Origin of the sequence: Kitasatospora acidiphila (assembly GCF_006636205.1) — a bacterium.
GTDB lineage: Bacteria > Actinomycetota > Actinomycetes > Streptomycetales > Streptomycetaceae > Kitasatospora > Kitasatospora acidiphila.
On record NZ_VIGB01000003.1, the window covers coordinates 669,139 to 684,307 of the forward strand.

The 15,169-nt window shown below is 68.3% G+C and carries 12 protein-coding genes and 3 pseudogenes; 10 read left to right on the forward strand and 5 right to left on the reverse strand.

Annotated features, from left to right (window positions below):
* On the forward strand, nucleotides 1–639 hold the full coding sequence (locus E6W39_RS03930) for an amino acid ABC transporter permease (protein WP_228717952.1): 639 nt from the start codon (nucleotides 1–3) through the stop codon (nucleotides 637–639).
* Nucleotides 636–1,445 (forward strand): amino acid ABC transporter permease, encoded by an 810-nt coding sequence (locus tag E6W39_RS03935; protein WP_141632278.1) that lies wholly within the window; start codon nucleotides 636–638, stop codon nucleotides 1,443–1,445. Before E6W39_RS03930 ends, E6W39_RS03935 begins: the two co-directional genes overlap by 4 nt.
* Before the next feature lie 87 nt (nucleotides 1,446–1,532).
* Here E6W39_RS03935 and E6W39_RS03940 read toward each other — a convergent pair whose 3' ends face one another.
* Both E6W39_RS03940 and E6W39_RS03945 read right to left on the reverse strand, forming a co-directional pair.
* Nucleotides 1,533–2,927, reverse strand: coding sequence for an aminopeptidase P family protein (locus tag E6W39_RS03940; RefSeq protein ID WP_407658362.1), 1,395 nt, complete (start codon nucleotides 2,925–2,927; stop codon nucleotides 1,533–1,535).
* Between the two features lie 239 nt (nucleotides 2,928–3,166).
* Nucleotides 3,167–3,589 carry an NUDIX hydrolase gene (locus E6W39_RS03945; RefSeq protein WP_141632280.1) on the reverse strand — a complete coding sequence of 141 codons (423 nt, stop codon included), beginning with the start codon at nucleotides 3,587–3,589 and terminating at the stop codon, nucleotides 3,167–3,169.
* A gap of 1,017 nt (nucleotides 3,590–4,606) precedes the next feature.
* On the opposite strand from E6W39_RS03945, the gene E6W39_RS03950 reads away from it, so the two are divergent.
* Nucleotides 4,607–5,839, forward strand: a complete 1,233-nt coding sequence (locus E6W39_RS03950; protein WP_141632281.1) for an IS110 family RNA-guided transposase — start codon at nucleotides 4,607–4,609, stop codon at nucleotides 5,837–5,839.
* 4 nt (nucleotides 5,840–5,843) lie between these two features.
* On the opposite strand, the gene E6W39_RS03955 is transcribed toward E6W39_RS03950, so the two are convergent.
* The 3 genes from E6W39_RS03955 to cas2 all read right to left on the reverse strand — a co-directional run bounded on the left by E6W39_RS03955 (nucleotide 5,844) and on the right by cas2 (nucleotide 8,340).
* Nucleotides 5,844–6,575, reverse strand: coding sequence for a hypothetical protein (locus E6W39_RS03955; protein WP_141632282.1), 732 nt, complete (start codon nucleotides 6,573–6,575; stop codon nucleotides 5,844–5,846).
* A gap of 863 nt (nucleotides 6,576–7,438) precedes the next feature.
* Nucleotides 7,439–7,564, reverse strand: a complete 126-nt coding sequence (locus tag E6W39_RS42645; protein ID WP_267286669.1) for a hypothetical protein — start codon at nucleotides 7,562–7,564, stop codon at nucleotides 7,439–7,441.
* Nucleotides 7,565–8,076: 512 nt separating this feature from the next.
* On the reverse strand, nucleotides 8,077–8,340 hold the full coding sequence (gene cas2 / locus E6W39_RS03960) for a CRISPR-associated endonuclease Cas2 (protein ID WP_141632283.1): 264 nt from the start codon (nucleotides 8,338–8,340) through the stop codon (nucleotides 8,077–8,079).
* A gap of 67 nt (nucleotides 8,341–8,407) precedes the next feature.
* Here cas2 and E6W39_RS40980 point away from each other — a divergent pair.
* The 7 genes and pseudogenes from E6W39_RS40980 to E6W39_RS03995 all read left to right on the forward strand — a co-directional run.
* Nucleotides 8,408–8,985 (forward strand): annotated as a pseudogene (locus tag E6W39_RS40980) (hypothetical protein); the annotation flags it as partial.
* Nucleotides 8,982–9,521 carry a flavoprotein gene (locus E6W39_RS03970; RefSeq protein WP_141632285.1) on the forward strand — a complete coding sequence of 180 codons (540 nt, stop codon included), beginning with the start codon at nucleotides 8,982–8,984 and terminating at the stop codon, nucleotides 9,519–9,521. The pseudogene E6W39_RS40980 and the gene E6W39_RS03970, both read left to right, overlap by 4 nt.
* A 26-nt stretch (nucleotides 9,522–9,547) precedes the next feature.
* Nucleotides 9,548–10,196, forward strand: a pseudogene (locus E6W39_RS03975) (NUDIX hydrolase).
* Nucleotides 10,189–10,578: pseudogene (locus E6W39_RS03980) on the forward strand (NUDIX hydrolase); the annotation flags it as partial. The pseudogenes E6W39_RS03975 and E6W39_RS03980, both read left to right, overlap by 8 nt.
* Nucleotides 10,579–10,885: 307 nt before the next feature.
* Nucleotides 10,886–11,374 (forward strand): hypothetical protein, encoded by a 489-nt coding sequence (locus tag E6W39_RS03985; protein WP_141632286.1) that lies wholly within the window; start codon nucleotides 10,886–10,888, stop codon nucleotides 11,372–11,374.
* 366 nt (nucleotides 11,375–11,740) lie between these two features.
* A complete protein-coding gene (locus E6W39_RS39070) occupies nucleotides 11,741–12,220 on the forward strand; it encodes a hypothetical protein (protein ID WP_181799085.1) in 480 nt (159 codons plus the stop codon).
* 852 nt (nucleotides 12,221–13,072) lie between these two features.
* Nucleotides 13,073–14,986: a DUF2075 domain-containing protein gene (locus E6W39_RS03995; RefSeq protein ID WP_141632288.1), complete on the forward strand. Its 1,914-nt coding sequence runs from the start codon at nucleotides 13,073–13,075 to the stop codon at nucleotides 14,984–14,986.
* Nucleotides 14,987–15,169: the final 183 nt, after the last annotated feature.

Sequence of the window (15,169 nt, forward strand, 5' to 3'; positions counted from 1 at the left end):
GTGCCTACGGCGGTCCTGAGCCAGCTCGGCGACGGCCTGCTGGTCACCGTGGAGATGACGGCGCTGGCCTTCGCGGGCGCGCTGGTGCTGGGCGTGCTGCTGGCGATCTGCCGGATCAGCCCGGTGCCCCCGCTGCGGCTGGCCGGCGCGGCGTACGTCACGGCGTTCCGCAACATACCGCTGCTGGTGCTGCTGGTGCTGTTCGTCTTCGGGATGCCCGAAGTCGGGCTGCTCTACCCGCTGTTCGCGACGGTGGCGCTCACCATGGCGCTGTACTGGGCCGCGTTCGTCTGCGAGGTGGTGCGCTCGGGAGTACGGACCGTGCCGCGCGGGCAGATCGAGGCGGCCCGGGCGCTCGGCCTGACCTTCACCCAGTGCCTGCGGTTCGTGGTGATACCGCAGGCGCTGCGCTCGATGGTGCAGCCGCTGGGCAGCGTCTTCATCGGCCTGGCGCTCGGCACCTCGCTGGCCGCCGCCGTCGGCGTGCCCGAACTGACCGGCCAGGCCCAGCTGGTGACGCTCAAGTACGACAACCCGCTGACCAGCTTCGCGCTGACAACGGCGGTCTACGTGGCGATCACCCTGACCTCCGGGCTGATCGCGGGCCGGATCGAACGGAAGGTGGCCATCAAACGGTGAAGGGCCAAACGGTGGACGACGACCAGCTGTTCGACGTCCCGGGCCCGCGGGGCCGGCGCCGGATCCGGATCGTCACCGCTGTCTCGGTGCTGGTGCTGGCGGCGCTACTGGCCCTGGCGCTGCGCCAGTTCGCCGCGCACGGGCAGCTGGCGGCCTCCCAGTGGCAGATGTTCGGCAACTGGGCGATCATCCGGTTCCTGCTCGACGGCGTCGGCCAGACCCTGCTGGTCACGGCCGTCGCCGCCGGACTGGCGCTGCCACTGGGGGCGTTGGTCGCGCTGGTCCGGCTCAGCCGCAGCCGGGTGGCCCGCGCGCTGGCCCGCGGCTATGTGGAGTTGTTCCGGGCCGTGCCGCTGCTGTTGCTGCTGTACATCTTCCTGTTCGGCCTGCCCCGGACCGGGTTGACCTTTCCGGTGTTCTGGCAGCTGGTCATCCCGATCGTGCTCGGCAACGCCGCCGTGCTGTCCGAGATCTTCCGGGCCGGTGTGCTGGCGCTGGACCGCGGCCAGTCGGAGGCCGCGTACAGCCTCGGCATGACGTACTGGCAGGCGATGGCCTGGGTGGTGATCCCGCAGGCGGTCCGCCGACTGGTCCCGACCCTGGTCAGCCAGTTGGTGCGGCTACTGAAGGACTCCACCCTCGGCTATGTGGTCAGCTATCTCGAACTGCTGCACAAGGCCCAGGTGTTGGGCGAGTACTACCACAGCGTGCTGCCCACCTACCTGGTCGCGGCGGCCTGCTTCGTCCTGATCAACACCACCCTGTCCGCCCTGGCCACCTGGCTGGAGCGCCGCCGCCGCAGCTGACCGGTTCGACCAGCAAAAGGCGTAGGCGACGTGTCCGTCGCCTACGCCGCGCACCTCAGACCTGGTCCACGAGCGGGCGGTGCGCGCTCATCGCAGCGACGCCATCCATGCCTCGACCTCGTCCGCGCCCCGCGGCAGGCCCGAGGACAGGCAGACCGGGCCGTCGGCCGTGATGAGGAAGTCGTCCTCGATCCGGATGCCGATGCCGCGCAGTTCCTCGGGGATGGTCAGGTCATCGGGCTGGAAGTACAGTCCCGGCTCGACGGTGAGGACGTGGCCCGCCTGGAGCACCCCGTCCGCATAGGTCTCGCTGCGGGCGCCGGAGCAGTCGTGGCAGTCCAGGCCGAGCATGTGTCCCGAGCCGCAGACGGTGTAGCGGCCGTACAGCCCGGGGTCGGGGTCGCTGGCGGTGCCGCCGGGCCGCAGGCCCCAGCCGTCGAGGCCCTCGGCGATGACCCGCATCGCGGCGTGGTGGAAGTCGCCGTACCGCGCCCCGGGCCGCAGCGCGGCGATGCCCGCCGACTGGGCGGCGAAGACCAGGTCATAGACCCGGCGCTGAGCATCCGTGAACTGCCCGCTGACCGGCAGCGCCCGGGTGACGTCGCCGGTGTAGAAGGAGTCGGCTTCGACACCGGCGTCCAGCAGCAGCAGGTCCCCGTCCCGCACCGGGCCGTCGTTGCGCATCCAGTGCAGGACGCACGAGTGGGCGCCGGCAGCCGCGATGGTGTCGAATCCCAGGCCGTAACCGTCGAGCCGGGCACGCCGGTTGAAGGTGCCCTCGATCCAGCGCTCGCCCCGCGCCAGTCCGGTGGCGTGGCGCAGCTCGCCGACGACGTCGTGGAACCCGGCGACCGTGGACCCCACGGCCGCGCGCAGCTGCTCGATCTCCCACTCGTCCTTGACCAGCCGCAACTCCGAGAGGAAGGTGCTCAGTTCGGCCTCGTCCCGGGCGGATGGCGGCACCAGTGCGTCGACCAGCGCGTCCTCGCCGCGCAGCACCCGGGTCGGGACGTTCCCACCGAGGGCTCGTTGCAGGTCGTCACGTGCGGCGGCCTCGATGCCGAAGGCGTCGGCGGTCTCCGAGAGCGTCCGGCGCCTCCCGACCCAGAACTCGCCGTGCTGGCGGCTGCGGTAGAACTCCGTGCCGTTCGGCCCGCCGTCCCGCGGTGACCGGGGCCGGGTGTACAGCGTGACCGAGTGCCCGGTCCCGGTGGGCTCGAAGACCAGGACACTGTCGGGGACCGCGTTCGCCCCCTGCTCCGCGGTGAGGTGGACGAACGCGGAGTGCGGCCTGAACGCGTAGTCGAAGTCGTTGCTCCGAACCTTGAGCCCACCCGCCGGAATGACGATCCGCTCCCCGGGGAACCGCTCGGACACCGCCGCACGCCGCTTGGCCGCGTACGCCGCCCCGGGAACGGGCGACAGCTTCAGGCCCGTATCCGCCCACCCCTGCCGGAAGGCCTCGGCCGACGCGGCTGGCACCGCGCGGTCGTGACTCTCGACACCGCGCGACCCGTCCTGCTGCTCCACAGAGTGCCTCCGATCGTCGTTGATCCACACACAGAAAAAGACAATACCATTTCACATGTGACGTATCTATAGCTGCGCACCCAGCAGGCCGCGGTGCACGGTGTCTCCGATCTCACCGAGCTGCCGGCCGCGCCAGTAGGCTCTGGGCCGGGGGCGGCCCGGCGCCGCAGTGCCTCCGGGGCCATCATGGATCAGCCGACTCCGCGGTGGTCGTACCAGCGGGCGATGGAGTCCTTGTAGCCCTGCGGCATCACCAAGTCGGCGATCTGGTCCTCGACGAAGAGGCCGATCTCCTTGTGCTCGCTGCTCACCACCGGGGCCTGTTCCGGTCCGAGCAGCCGGCAGCCGTAGGTGACGATGAAGACGTGGCGGCCGGGGATCGGCTCGTACATCCAGACGTCCAGCAGGGGGCCGGCCGCGATATCCCAGCCGCTCTCCTCCCGGACCTCCCGGGCGGCGCAGTCCGCGGGTTCCTCGCCGAGTTCGAGCTTGCCGCCGGGCAGTTCCCATTCCTCACGCTCGTTCTTGAGCAACAGCACTCGGTTCTGCGAATCGAGCACCACGCCCTTGATCGAGATCGGGAAAGTGCGCGGCGTGTACGGGGAGTCGTTCATTGCTTCCTTCGCGGTGCGCTGGCGGCCATGGGCTTCCCGAACGTAGCGCCTGGATCGGCCCGGCCGGTCCATTGGCCGTCGGCACGACAGTTGACAGCTAGTCACTTCACGGTGGCTCAGCGCTGGCTCGACAGCGTGAACCCTCCTCCCCCACCTGCTACTATGCGAAGGGACGACATGACGTCCGGCTCGGTGCAGCCCTCTCATCGGTTACGGCCCCGGCCGGGAGATCGTCACCTGCGTTGCAGGCCTTCCAGAGCCGACGACGCCAGCCTGTTCGAGCGAACCCGCCTTCGCGCAGGTCGCTGCGAGCTCTCCAGAGCTGATGACGGCAGCAGCACGGCGACCTGGTGGCGGCGGGCGTCAGCCAGTTGCGAGCCCTCCAGAGCTGATGACGAAACTGACGCTTCGCCAGTACCCGGCACCGGCTAACCTGTTGCGAGCCCCCTAGGCCTGATGACGACGCCGCCTCCAGGGCTGATGACGACCGGAACCGGCCGTACGGCGAGGCCTGCGGCCCCCGGTCGTCATCAGCCCTAATTCCTTGTTAGCGGACGGTGGGAGCCAGGGGTTGCCACCGGTCCGTTCGAGCGCCGGGGGCGTGATGCCTGGACTCACCCGGGCCATTGAGGTCTCCCGATAGAGCGGCACGCGGCCCTGGCGCTCGTGGTGGTGGCGGTCGCGTGGGCGCCGGACGGATGCCTTACAGATATCCGGCTGTGCAGGCCTTCCCCCAGACCGGCGACGTTCGGCGCCTACTCGGCCGCCACCACCGTCAACACCTTGCGCTTGACCACTCGTTGGTGTTGGTGGTGCGAGCCCGCTGCGCGGTGACCTCTCGATCTGCCCGAGCCGCTTGAGCTCCCTCAACAGACCGAGGCCCGCGCGGCGCGCTGGTGCCACGAACGGCTAGTGAGGTGGCGGACCGACCGTATGGTCGAGTCCTGGAATTAGGTCGCTGCGTGGCCCGCATGCGCTCGCAACCAGCGCAAACACCGCGTCCTTGGGGAGGGAACCTTGATCTACTGCGGCATCGACTGGGCCGAGAAGACGCACGACGTCGCCCTGGTCAACGACTCGGGCCAGCTGCTGGCCAAACGTCACATCACCGACGACGCGGCCGGCTACAAGATCCTGCTGGACCTGCTCGCCGAATGCGGCGACACCGCCGAAAACCCGATCCCGGTCGCGATCGAGACCTCCCGCGGGTTGCTGGTCGCCGTGCTGCGGACCGGCAGGCGCCAGGTGTTCGCGATCAACCCGCTGGCCGCCGCCCGCTACCGCGACCGGCACGCCGTCTCCCGCAAGAAGTCCGACCCCGGCGACGCCCTGCTCCTGGCGAACATCCTGCGCACCGACATGCACGCCCACCGGCCCCTGCCCGACGACAGCGACCTGGCCCGCGCCATCGCCGTCCTCGCCCGCGCTCAACAGGACGCGGTCTGGAACCGGCAGCAGATCGCCAACCAGCTCCGCTCCCTGCTGCGCGAGTACTACCCGGCCGCCTTGGAGGCCTTCGCCAAGTGGGCCAACGGCCTGTGCCGCCCCGAGGCCCGCGAGCTGCTCAAGCTCGCCCCCACCCCTGCCCAGGCCGCCCGGCTGACCCACACTCAGATCACTGCGGCTCTCCGGCGGGCCGGTCGCCAGCGCGGCATCGAACCGGAGGCCGAGCGGCTACGCGAGGTCTTCCGCACCGAGTGGGCCCATCAGCCCGCCCTGGTCGAGAAGGCGCTCGGCAAGCAGATGCTCGCCCTCATGGGCCAGCTCACCGCCGCCTGCACCGCCGCCGACAACCTCGCCCAGGCCGTCGAGGAGATGTTCCCGCAGCACCCGGACGCCGAGATCATCCTCAGCTTCCCCGGCCTCGGCCCCCAGCTCGGCGCCCGGGTGCTGGCCGAGATCGGTGACGACCGCACACGCTTCGCCGACGCCCGCGGCCTCAAGGCCTACGCCGGTGCCTCCCCCGTCACCCGCGCCTCCGGCAAGAAGTCGAGCATCACCCGCCGGTGGGTGAAGAACGACCGGCTCAACCACGCCGGCTACCTGTGGGCCTTCGCCGCCTTGACCAACTCGCCCGGAGCCATGGCCCACTACCGGCGCCGTCGCGACGACGCCGGCGACTGGCACGCCGCCGCCCAGCGCAACCTGTTCAACCGCCTGCTCGGCCAGCTCTACCACTGCCTCAAGAACCGCCGGCTGTTCGACGAGCAAGTCGCCTTCCCAGCCCCGGCCGTGGCCGCTGCTGCCTGACGGTTCAGGCGCCGGTCACGGTGCCGGGGTTGAGGCAGTCCGCCAGTGCGGCTCGCTCAGCGGGCGGCAGGTGATCTCCGAGCGGGGACTGCCGGTGGCTGAGCTCGCTGTCACAGATCCAGCTCCGCTCGTCCGTATCGAACGACCACGGCTGGGCACCCCACATCGGGTGGCCCGCGAGCAGCTGCCGGGCCAGAGCTTCGCACTCGTCAGGGGCACCATTGGCGATCAGCGCCTCGACCACGGCACCCACGGCCTCCTCGGGGACCCGGGAGTCACCGAGCGCCGGAAGGAGCAGCAGCAGGCGGGCATGGGGATCGGTCACACCGTCCGCGCCGTCGGGGGCGCGGAGGATCGCTACGAGCTCCGGCCAGCACAGGCCCGGACCGATGCGGTCCTCATCCGGGCTGGCCAGCACCACGTCGGCACCGCCCGGGCTGACCAGGAAGTAGTCGGTGGTCGTGTACTCCTCGCCGCTGTTGTAGTGCACGACGATCGAGAACCCGCCCTCCAACGGAACCGTGAACATCGGCCAGGCCGACTTGTCCTGCAGCCGGTCCAACATGGCGCCGGCGTCACCCGCGTCCACGCCGAAGGCCTCCGGCGGCTCCCCCTCGTACAAGTCCACCAGGTGCGCGGCCCAGAACCCGGGCTCGCCCAGCAGCGGGAGGCCGTCCACAACGGGAACCGACGAGTACCAGTGCCGCGCCATCACCATGCCGCGATTCTCGCGCACGAAGATCCGCTCTGTTCGACTGCCCCATGCTCCGGCCGGCCATCGACTTGACGCCTTCGCACCGTGAGGGTGTCTAATTCCAGGACTCAACCACCCGGTCGGTCCGCCACCTCACTAGCCGTTCATAGCACCAGCGCGCCACGCGGACCTCGGTCTGTTGCGGAAGCTCAGATGGCTCGGGAGTATCGAGAGGTCACCGTGCAGCGGGCTCCGACCACCAACACCAACGAGTGATCAAGCAGGCGGTGTTGACGGTGGTGGCGACCATGAAGGCGCCGAGCGTCGCCGCTCTGGAGGTAGACCTGAATCGGCCCGGCTGATAACGGGCATCCGCCCGGCGCCCATGCGACCGCCACCACCACGAGCGCCGGGGCCGCAAGTGCCGCTCTATCGGAAGACCTCGATGGCCCGGGTGAGTCCAGGCATCACGCCCCCAGCGCTTGAACGGTCCGATGGCAACCCCTGGCTCCCACCGCCCGTTACCGAGGAATTAGGGCTGATGACGCCGGCCGAGCGCGGCGTCCCTGTTCCACCGTCACGCCGTAGTGCGTTGCGCGCCTTCAGCGCGGCCTTCCAGCGGTGAGACGCGGGGAAGGCCGCTTGTTCTCGGGGAGGTCAGAGCAGCACCGCCTTCCGGATGTCCTTCAGGAACGGCCAGTGTGGCCCCGCCCTGGGAACGCATCATGACTGCTGCCCCGAGCGGCGGCGGCCAGGACCGCACTCTACCCTCGGGGCCGCCGCGTGCTGCTGACGGTCCGCCACGAAGCCGGAAGTCCCTCCCGTCGACCCCGCTGGCCCCGACGCTACGGCGCCATGGCGCCGCTCCCCGAAGGCAGACTACGCGCCGGACGTGACGGGTGTCATCAGCGGTCGTCCTGTGCCTGCCGGTCGCGCCAGCGGCGGACGCGGATGCCGACTATGGCAGCGAACACCATCCAGGCTGAGGCGGCGATCCCGATGGCCTGGGCGTGCGAGTGTATCCAGTTCACTGGCGTGTTCCCCCGGTGAATGATCTGTCAATTGCTTTGGAAAAGCTAGCAGTTGACCTGGAGATGTGACGGCGAATCAGCAGATGACGGGTGACGAAGGCCGGGGCGTAGGCGACGACGACGCCCTGGGGCGGCCATCAGCGACGTTCAGGTCAAGGACCTGGCCCGGACCACCACCCGGGGGGCGGTGGAGTCGAGCTCCACCCCCACCGTCGACATCCAGTACTCCATCGCCGGGTTGTTGAGCGTACGTCATCAACATCTCAGGCCTGGGTCGGTCGGTGGAGGCTCCGGACGATGCAGTCGCGCAGCAAGGCCGCTTGACGGGTGCAGTGATTGGAAGACCAAATGAGCAGCGCGGTACTGCACGGCTTGCAATGGCCACCGTGGACCCGCGGTGACCGAGCCGCCCGACACTGACGACCCGAGGGTAAAGTCCCAGGTCACGCGCGGTCTGACTCGACCGCAGCCAATCGGCGCGCCGCAGCGGTCCGACGGTGCAGTTACGCAGGTCACAGGATGTCGCCGGGGCCGCCGAGGTGGACGCCGATCGTGGTGGAGTCGATCATGCCCGGGGAGCGTGCGGTGTACGTGACGATGCTGTCGTACTCGGGGTCGATGGCGGTACTGAGCGCGCTGGTCAGCTCACGGTACTGGGCGGCGGTGAGTTCGCCCTGGAAGACGCTGCGCTGGGTCCGGTGGAGGTAGCGGCGGCAGGTCATCAGGACCGTGGGGTTGCGTTCGGCGGCGGTGTCGTAGACCAGGATGACGAACACGGCAGCTCACCACCAGGGCCGGAACGGCTTGTAGGGGGTGCCCTCCAGACACAGGCGGACCCACCTGATGACCCGCGAGCGCCACCACGCGCCGGCCGTCACGATGGTCCAGCACACCGCCGACCAGCTCGGTGGCCACTACGACCAGCGCAAACCCGGTGCCCTCGCCGCCTTCGGCCTGATGCTCCTGCGCGGGGTGACGGCTGCCAGTAGTGGTGGCGACCGTTCCACCACGGCGAGCTGCTGGACCAAGCCGACGAAGTTGCCCGGTACGTCGACCGCGACCACCCGGATGCCTGGGCGAACTTCAGCCAGACCAACGTTGCGCTGCACCGGGTATCCGCCGCGGTGGCCCTGGGCGACGCCGGCGCCGCCATCGATACGGCCCGGCCGCTGCTGCGGCGCCGCATCCCAGCACCCGAACGGCAAGCGGCACTGTGGGTGGACCTTGCCAGGGCCTTCAACCAGCAGGGCAAACTGTCCGAGGGCTACCGCGCCCTGCGCATCGCCGAACGTCACGCCGCCGAAGACATCCGGCGTCGTCCGGACATCCGGGAGCTGGTGGCCGACATGGCAGCACGCGACCGCCGCGGTGCCCTGCCGGGGCTACGCCAGTTCAGCCGTGAGTTGGGAGTCCGACCTTGAGCAAGCCGTTCCTCTACGTCGTCGTGTGCGCCTCCGGCATCGCCGACGACGTGGGCCAGCTGATCTCAGCCGCCCAAGCTGAAGGATGGGCGGTAGGCGTGGTAGCGACGCCGAACGCGATGGGGTTCATCGATCAGGCCGCCATCGAGAAGCAGACCGGCTACCCGATCCGCTCGGCCTGGCGCACGCCCGAGGTGCCGGCCTCACTGCCGCCGGCCGACGCCATCGCGGTCGCGCCCGCCACCTTCAACACGATCAACAAGTGGGCGGACGGCCATGCCGACACTCTGGCGCTCGGCATACTCACCGAGGCCTACGGCCTGGGCATCCCGGTAGCCGCCCAGCCGTACGTCAACTCGGCCCAGGCCGCCCACCCGGCCTACCCGGCCAACGTGGAGCGACTGAAGGCGATGGGCGTGCTGTTCGGCGACTACATGCCGCACGAGCCGAAGGCCGGCGGGGGCCGTGACCAGTACGACTGGAGCACACCGTTGCGCCTGCTGCGCCCGGTGCTCGAAGCCAAGACCAAGGCGTAGCCAGCCAGCTCGGGAAGGAGCAGCAGGTGGACGTGGTGGGGACCTGGACGGGCAAGTCCGCCTGTGCGCTCCAAGAGGCGCTGCGCGACACCAACGAGGGGTTCGCGGGGCGGCTTGGCATCGGCCTACGGACAGTGGCAAGTTGGCACGCCGATCCGGAGCTGGTCCCCCGCACCGAGATGCGGCAGCTACTCGACCAGATCCTGGAGACCGCGCCGCCGGCAGTGCAGAAGCGGTTCGCGCTGCTGACCGCCGAAGCCAGCCCACGCAACGCGGGCCAGGCCCTGCGCGTGGCCATCGCCGTGGTGGTGCGCGACTCCGAGGTACTGCTCGTCTGCCGTCGGGACGACGAGAGCGCTGGCATCCGCTGGCAGTTCCCAGCAGGCGTCATCAAGCCGGGGGTGAACCCGGCGTCGGCAGCCGTCCGCGAGACGTTAGCCGAGACCGGGATCCACTGCGCCGTACGCCAACTCCTCGGCGGCCGACTCCATCCGGCTACCGGGGTCTGGTGCGAGTACTTCCTGACTGAGTACCTGGCCGGGGAAGCCCTGAACCAGGACACGGTCGAGAACGCCGACGTCGTGTGGGTTCCAAGAAACGCAGTGCCCGTTCATCCCCGTCGATACCATCTTCCCGCCCATCCTGGCCTCCCTGGAGGAGCCGCAGCATGACTGAGCAGATCACCGATAAGCCGGGTATCGCCGCCGCCATCGTGGTCCAGGACGGCCGCGTGCTGATGGTGCAGCGCCGGGTCAAGGAAGGCGAGCTGTCGTGGTAGTTCCCGGCCGGTGAGATCGAGCGGGGAGAGACGGCCGAGGAAGCCGCGGTCCGCGAGACCGCTGAAGAGGTCGGCCTGACGGTCAAGGCCGTCCGGCTGCTCGGTGAGCGCGTCCACCCGAATACCGGCCGGCAGATGTCCTACAGCGCCTGCGAGATCGTGAGCGGTAGCGCTTCAGTGGTCGACACCGAGGAGTTGGCAGCGCTGGCCTGGGTCACCCACGACCAGATCGCCGAGTACGTGCCAACCGGGCTGTTCGAGCCGGTGCAGCAGTACCTGACGACGCTCTGCCCGGCCAGCCACCAGCTGATCGACGAACGCTCCTTGTCCGCAGCTCTGCGGACAAGGAGCGTTTTCGCGCTCGACCTGCGAACCACCGAGCAAGGCGACTGCCATCAGCGTCATCGCCGGCGGGCTGGGCCGATCGCCACGCCGCTGACGGTTGAGGTTGTTGGCGGCGCCGGCGAACTGGCGTCGGATCGCGGCCAGTGCGTCGATGGTCGTGTCGAGCCTCTCGCGAGGTCCAACGACCGAGCCGTCAGCGGACATGACCTCGCCCTTCACGTAGTAGGCGACCAACATGTGCTTGGCGACTGAACTGTCCACCGGCGAGCGCGCCGTGGGCGCCCCCAAGTCCGAGGCTGGCAAGCACGCGGTCGGCATCCCAGCGGAGATCGTCCCGGAGTTCGAGCAACACCTACGCTGGTACGCCCAGGACGGCGACGACGGCCTGCTGTTCATCGGCGAGCGCGGCGCTCCCTACCGGCGCTCGACCTTCGGCCGCAATTGGCGCAAGGCTCGCGCGAAGCTCGGCATGACCGGCTTCTGCCTCTACGGCCTACGCCACACCGGCAACGTCCTCGCCGCCAGCACCGGCGTCAGCCTGCGCAACCTCATTGCTCACATGGGTCACAACTCCGCCCGTGGCGCGCTGATTTACCAGCCCGTCCCCGCCGAACAGCAGGCCAAAATCGCCAATGTCATCAGCGCCGCCGTCGTCGACATACGCACCCGCCGCCGGCAACCCGCCTCTGCGGGCTCCGCCCCGATCACCACCGCGTTCCGTCAGCGCTGACCTCCTGACAACGTGGCGCGATACGGCACCCACGTTCATGACGATGGCGCCCGACCACCGCCGGGCGCCATCGCTACGCCGTCCTACTTGAACCAGACCCGCACGCCCTTGTGGCCGGAGCAGGTGCCGGAGCCATCGTCGCCCGCGAACGAGACGTACCCGTCCTTGCACGTTGCCGTCTCACCCGGTTGCTGAGGTGTCTCGCCCCGATCCCAGCCGCAGTAGCCCACCGTGTGCGCCTTGCACGACCCCGCCGGACTTGGGGCCGGTGGTGTCGGTCCTGCGGCAGGAGCGGGCGGCGGGCTATACGTGTTGGCCGGTGGGTTCGTGGTGGCTTCCGGGGCCGGGACCTGAGTGGAGGGTGCAGTGTTCGGCGTGGGCGTGGCTGTCGTCTGTGCAGAAGGCACGGCCGTCGGCGCGGAGGTGGACATCGAAGGTCTCGGCGAAATCCCGGGGCAGTTCTCCTCGTTCTTCACCACGTACAGCTTCACCGTCAAATCCTTCACCGACGGCGAGCCTGCTGCGGGCGCCTGCCCGCAGACCTTCCAGTTGCTCTTTATGATCACGATGCGCGGGGACGTCTCACCGGCCTTCACGTCCTGGAAGGTGACGTCCCTTGCTATATACGCATCCGGCTTCTGCAAGGCATCCTTCGCCTTGTCACCGTGCATCCCAACGACGTTGGGCACTGGCGTCCCAGTCGTGGCCGGCTTGCAACCGGCCGCTAAGAGCACTGCCGCCAGCGCGGCGACACCCAACCCGACCTTCCTACCAGCTGAGTTGGGCAACCGGTGGCTGTTGAGCGTCCGTTCAGTCCTCACGAAGGATGAAGGTACTGTCATATGACACACTGCGCGGACGGAACGCTCGAACTCGCAGCGGACACTGCTCCGACCGAGCCAACGCCAGCCTGGCAGCCAGCCTTCCGGCTCTCGCCGACCCGATCCAACGCCCCGCCGACGCCTGGGTTCGGCTCCGTGAGGACATCACCCTCGGCATGTGGCGCGTGGCCACTGCAGGCCAACCGTCTTGTCCTTCCCAACGTCGATGCCCGTGCAGGCAAGGGACTCAAGATCTCCGAGGTGCTCCCGCAGGCGCTAGGCGAAACCGTCGTAGCCGAGCGACTCGGTGATCTCAACAGTGCCAAGCGGCTGCTAAAGCAGACAGTCCGGTTCCAGGTGCACTGAGCCACCTGCCCGGGTAGGCAGAGGCCTCGCGCGGTCTCCGTTGCCTCTTGAGGATGCGGGAGGAGGTCGTTCAGCCTCACCCTTAGCGGGTCCCCGCGGTGAGTCCATCCGAGGTACCACACGGGGTTGGGCTTCCGGGCATCGGCGGCGGCAACCTCCCATCCGCCCCGGTTGAACTCAGAAGGGTTGATGGTCCGGCCCCAGAAAGGCCGTATCGACTCATGGCCACGCCAGCAGAACGCCGACGCTCCGGCAGGCCCACCCCAACGATTTCCACTGGGAGCTCACTCGGCCCACAGCACGCCCCGTACCCGCGACGCTCGCGCCTTTACTTGGCTCACATGGCCATCGACCGGATCCCCTCCCTCACTGCCGGTAGCTCACGCTAGGGTTGACCCCATCGTCAACGCGGCCCGACGGGCTTCCGCTCGGCGCCGACATGCGCGGTTTCGAGTCTCGAAGGACATGCCCCCACCCGCACGAGTCACTTCGTGCTGCCTGGGGGCATGTCTTGCTGTTCCGCGGTTCCGCATCCTCCGTCTCCGCCGAGAGGGCCGCAGGCACTCTTGTGCTCCGCCTGAGCGAGAACTTCGTGCACAAGCATGGCTACCGGCCGAGCCCCTCTGAGACCCGCTCGTGGGAGCGAAGCATCCCGGTCCTCACCGATGCACTGCTGGACGCAGGCCTCGGTGAGGTCGAGCTCCTGTTGGAGTATCAGCTGCCATTGACCAGCCGCCGAGCGGACATCGTGCTGGCGGGCGTCCATCCGAAAACGCAGGAGCCGTCCTACGTCGTCGTCGAGCTGAAGCAGTGGAGTGCCGCTTCTCCAGACGATGGTGCGCCGGCGCTCTGCTGGGTCGATGCCTACTCGACCCCGAGGCTCAATCCGATTGAGCAAGTCCGCGGGTACTGCGACTACCTGGCAGACTTCAACGGTGCGCTCGCCGAACATCCGCAAAGGATCGCGGGCGTGGCGTACCTGCACAACGCGACCGAATTCGGAATCCGGGGCCTACAAGACGTGGGACAGGACATCCGCGGACGGATCTTTAGCGGTGAACGCAGGGCCGATCTCCTGGAATACCTGAAGACTCTGCTCGCCCCCTCCTCGGGAGCTCGGGCTGCCGATGAGCTGCTACTCGGTAAGAATCGGCCATCGAAGCAGCTGATGACGGTGGCCGCCCAGGAAGTCCGGGCGCGCGAGCAATTCGTACTGCTTGAGGAACAGCGGCTAGCGTACGAGATGGTGCTGCGCGCGGTCGAACGCTCCCATCAAGCGGACCGCAAGGAGGTGGTGGTGGTCCTCGGCGGCCCCGGGACGGGCAAGAGCGTCATTGCATTGTCGTTGCTCGGCGAACTGTACAGGCAGGGCCGTACCGCACTGCACGCCACAGGTTCACGTTCATTCACCTTGACCATGCGCAAGGTAGCCGGAGCCCGCAAGCCCGCCGTGCAGAAACTCTTCAAGTACTTCAACGACTTCATAGCCGCAGAAAAGAACGCCCTCGATGTACTGATCTGCGACGAGGCTCACCGCATCCGAGAGACCTCTAGCACCCGCTGGACCCCAGCCGCATACCGCACCAAGCGATCCCAAGTGGATGAGTTGATCGATGCAGCCCGGGTGCCGGTGTTTCTGTTGGACGAGAACCAGGTAGTACGACCTGGGGAGCTGGGCACCGAGGCACAGGTAGTCAAAGCCGCCCAGGATAAGGGACTGGACGTGCACGTCGTGCAGCTCGCGGATCAGTTCCGGTGTGGTGGAAGCGAAGCCTACGTGGACTGGGTAAACCGTCTGCTGGGATTGACTGAGGGCGGTCCTGCGGCCTGGGAACCGGACGGCCTGATGGATCTACTTGTTGCCGATTCACCGTCAGCACTGGAGGAGTTCCTGCAGGCGCGTCAGGCCGAAAAGTACGAGGCTCGCATCACCGCGGGGTATTGCTGGCGATGGAGCCCGGAGCCAAAGGACGGTGAGCCGCTTCCCCTGGACGTCGTCATCGACACTTGGGCGCGGCCGTGGAACCTGCGAGGCGATCGCTCGATCTCCGGCGCCCCGCCAGCCGCACTTTGGGCGACCGACCCGGCCGGCTTCGGCCAGGTCGGCTGCGTCTACACAGCCCAAGGCTTCGAGTACGACTGGAGCGGGGTGATCATCGGGCCGGACATGGTGTGGCGCAACGACCGCTGGGTAGTGAACCGGAGCCTCTCCAAAGACAACGTATTCACCAAAGCGACCACGGACGCCGAGGTCGACCGGCTGATCCGGCATACCTACAAGGTATTGCTGACTCGCGGTGTCAGGGGCACGGTGGTCTATTCGGCGGATGCCGAAACCCGTGCCAAGTTGCGCGAGCTAGCGTCGGCCCCGTTCAGCGGTCAAGCGAACGATACGCGAACCATCGATCTTAGCGTCAACATATGACCGCAGCGCATTGGATCATCAGGGAATCGGATGTAGTGATGGTCGCATTGAGATCCTGGCCCTACTTCCCGAACACTCAGCCATGTTCTGTGGCTCCTGCGCAGGACTGACCGACGGCTACGGCAGCGTCAGTTGCCCGCGCAGCAGCGGCGTGTCCGTATGGATCGGCTCACCCCAGCGAGA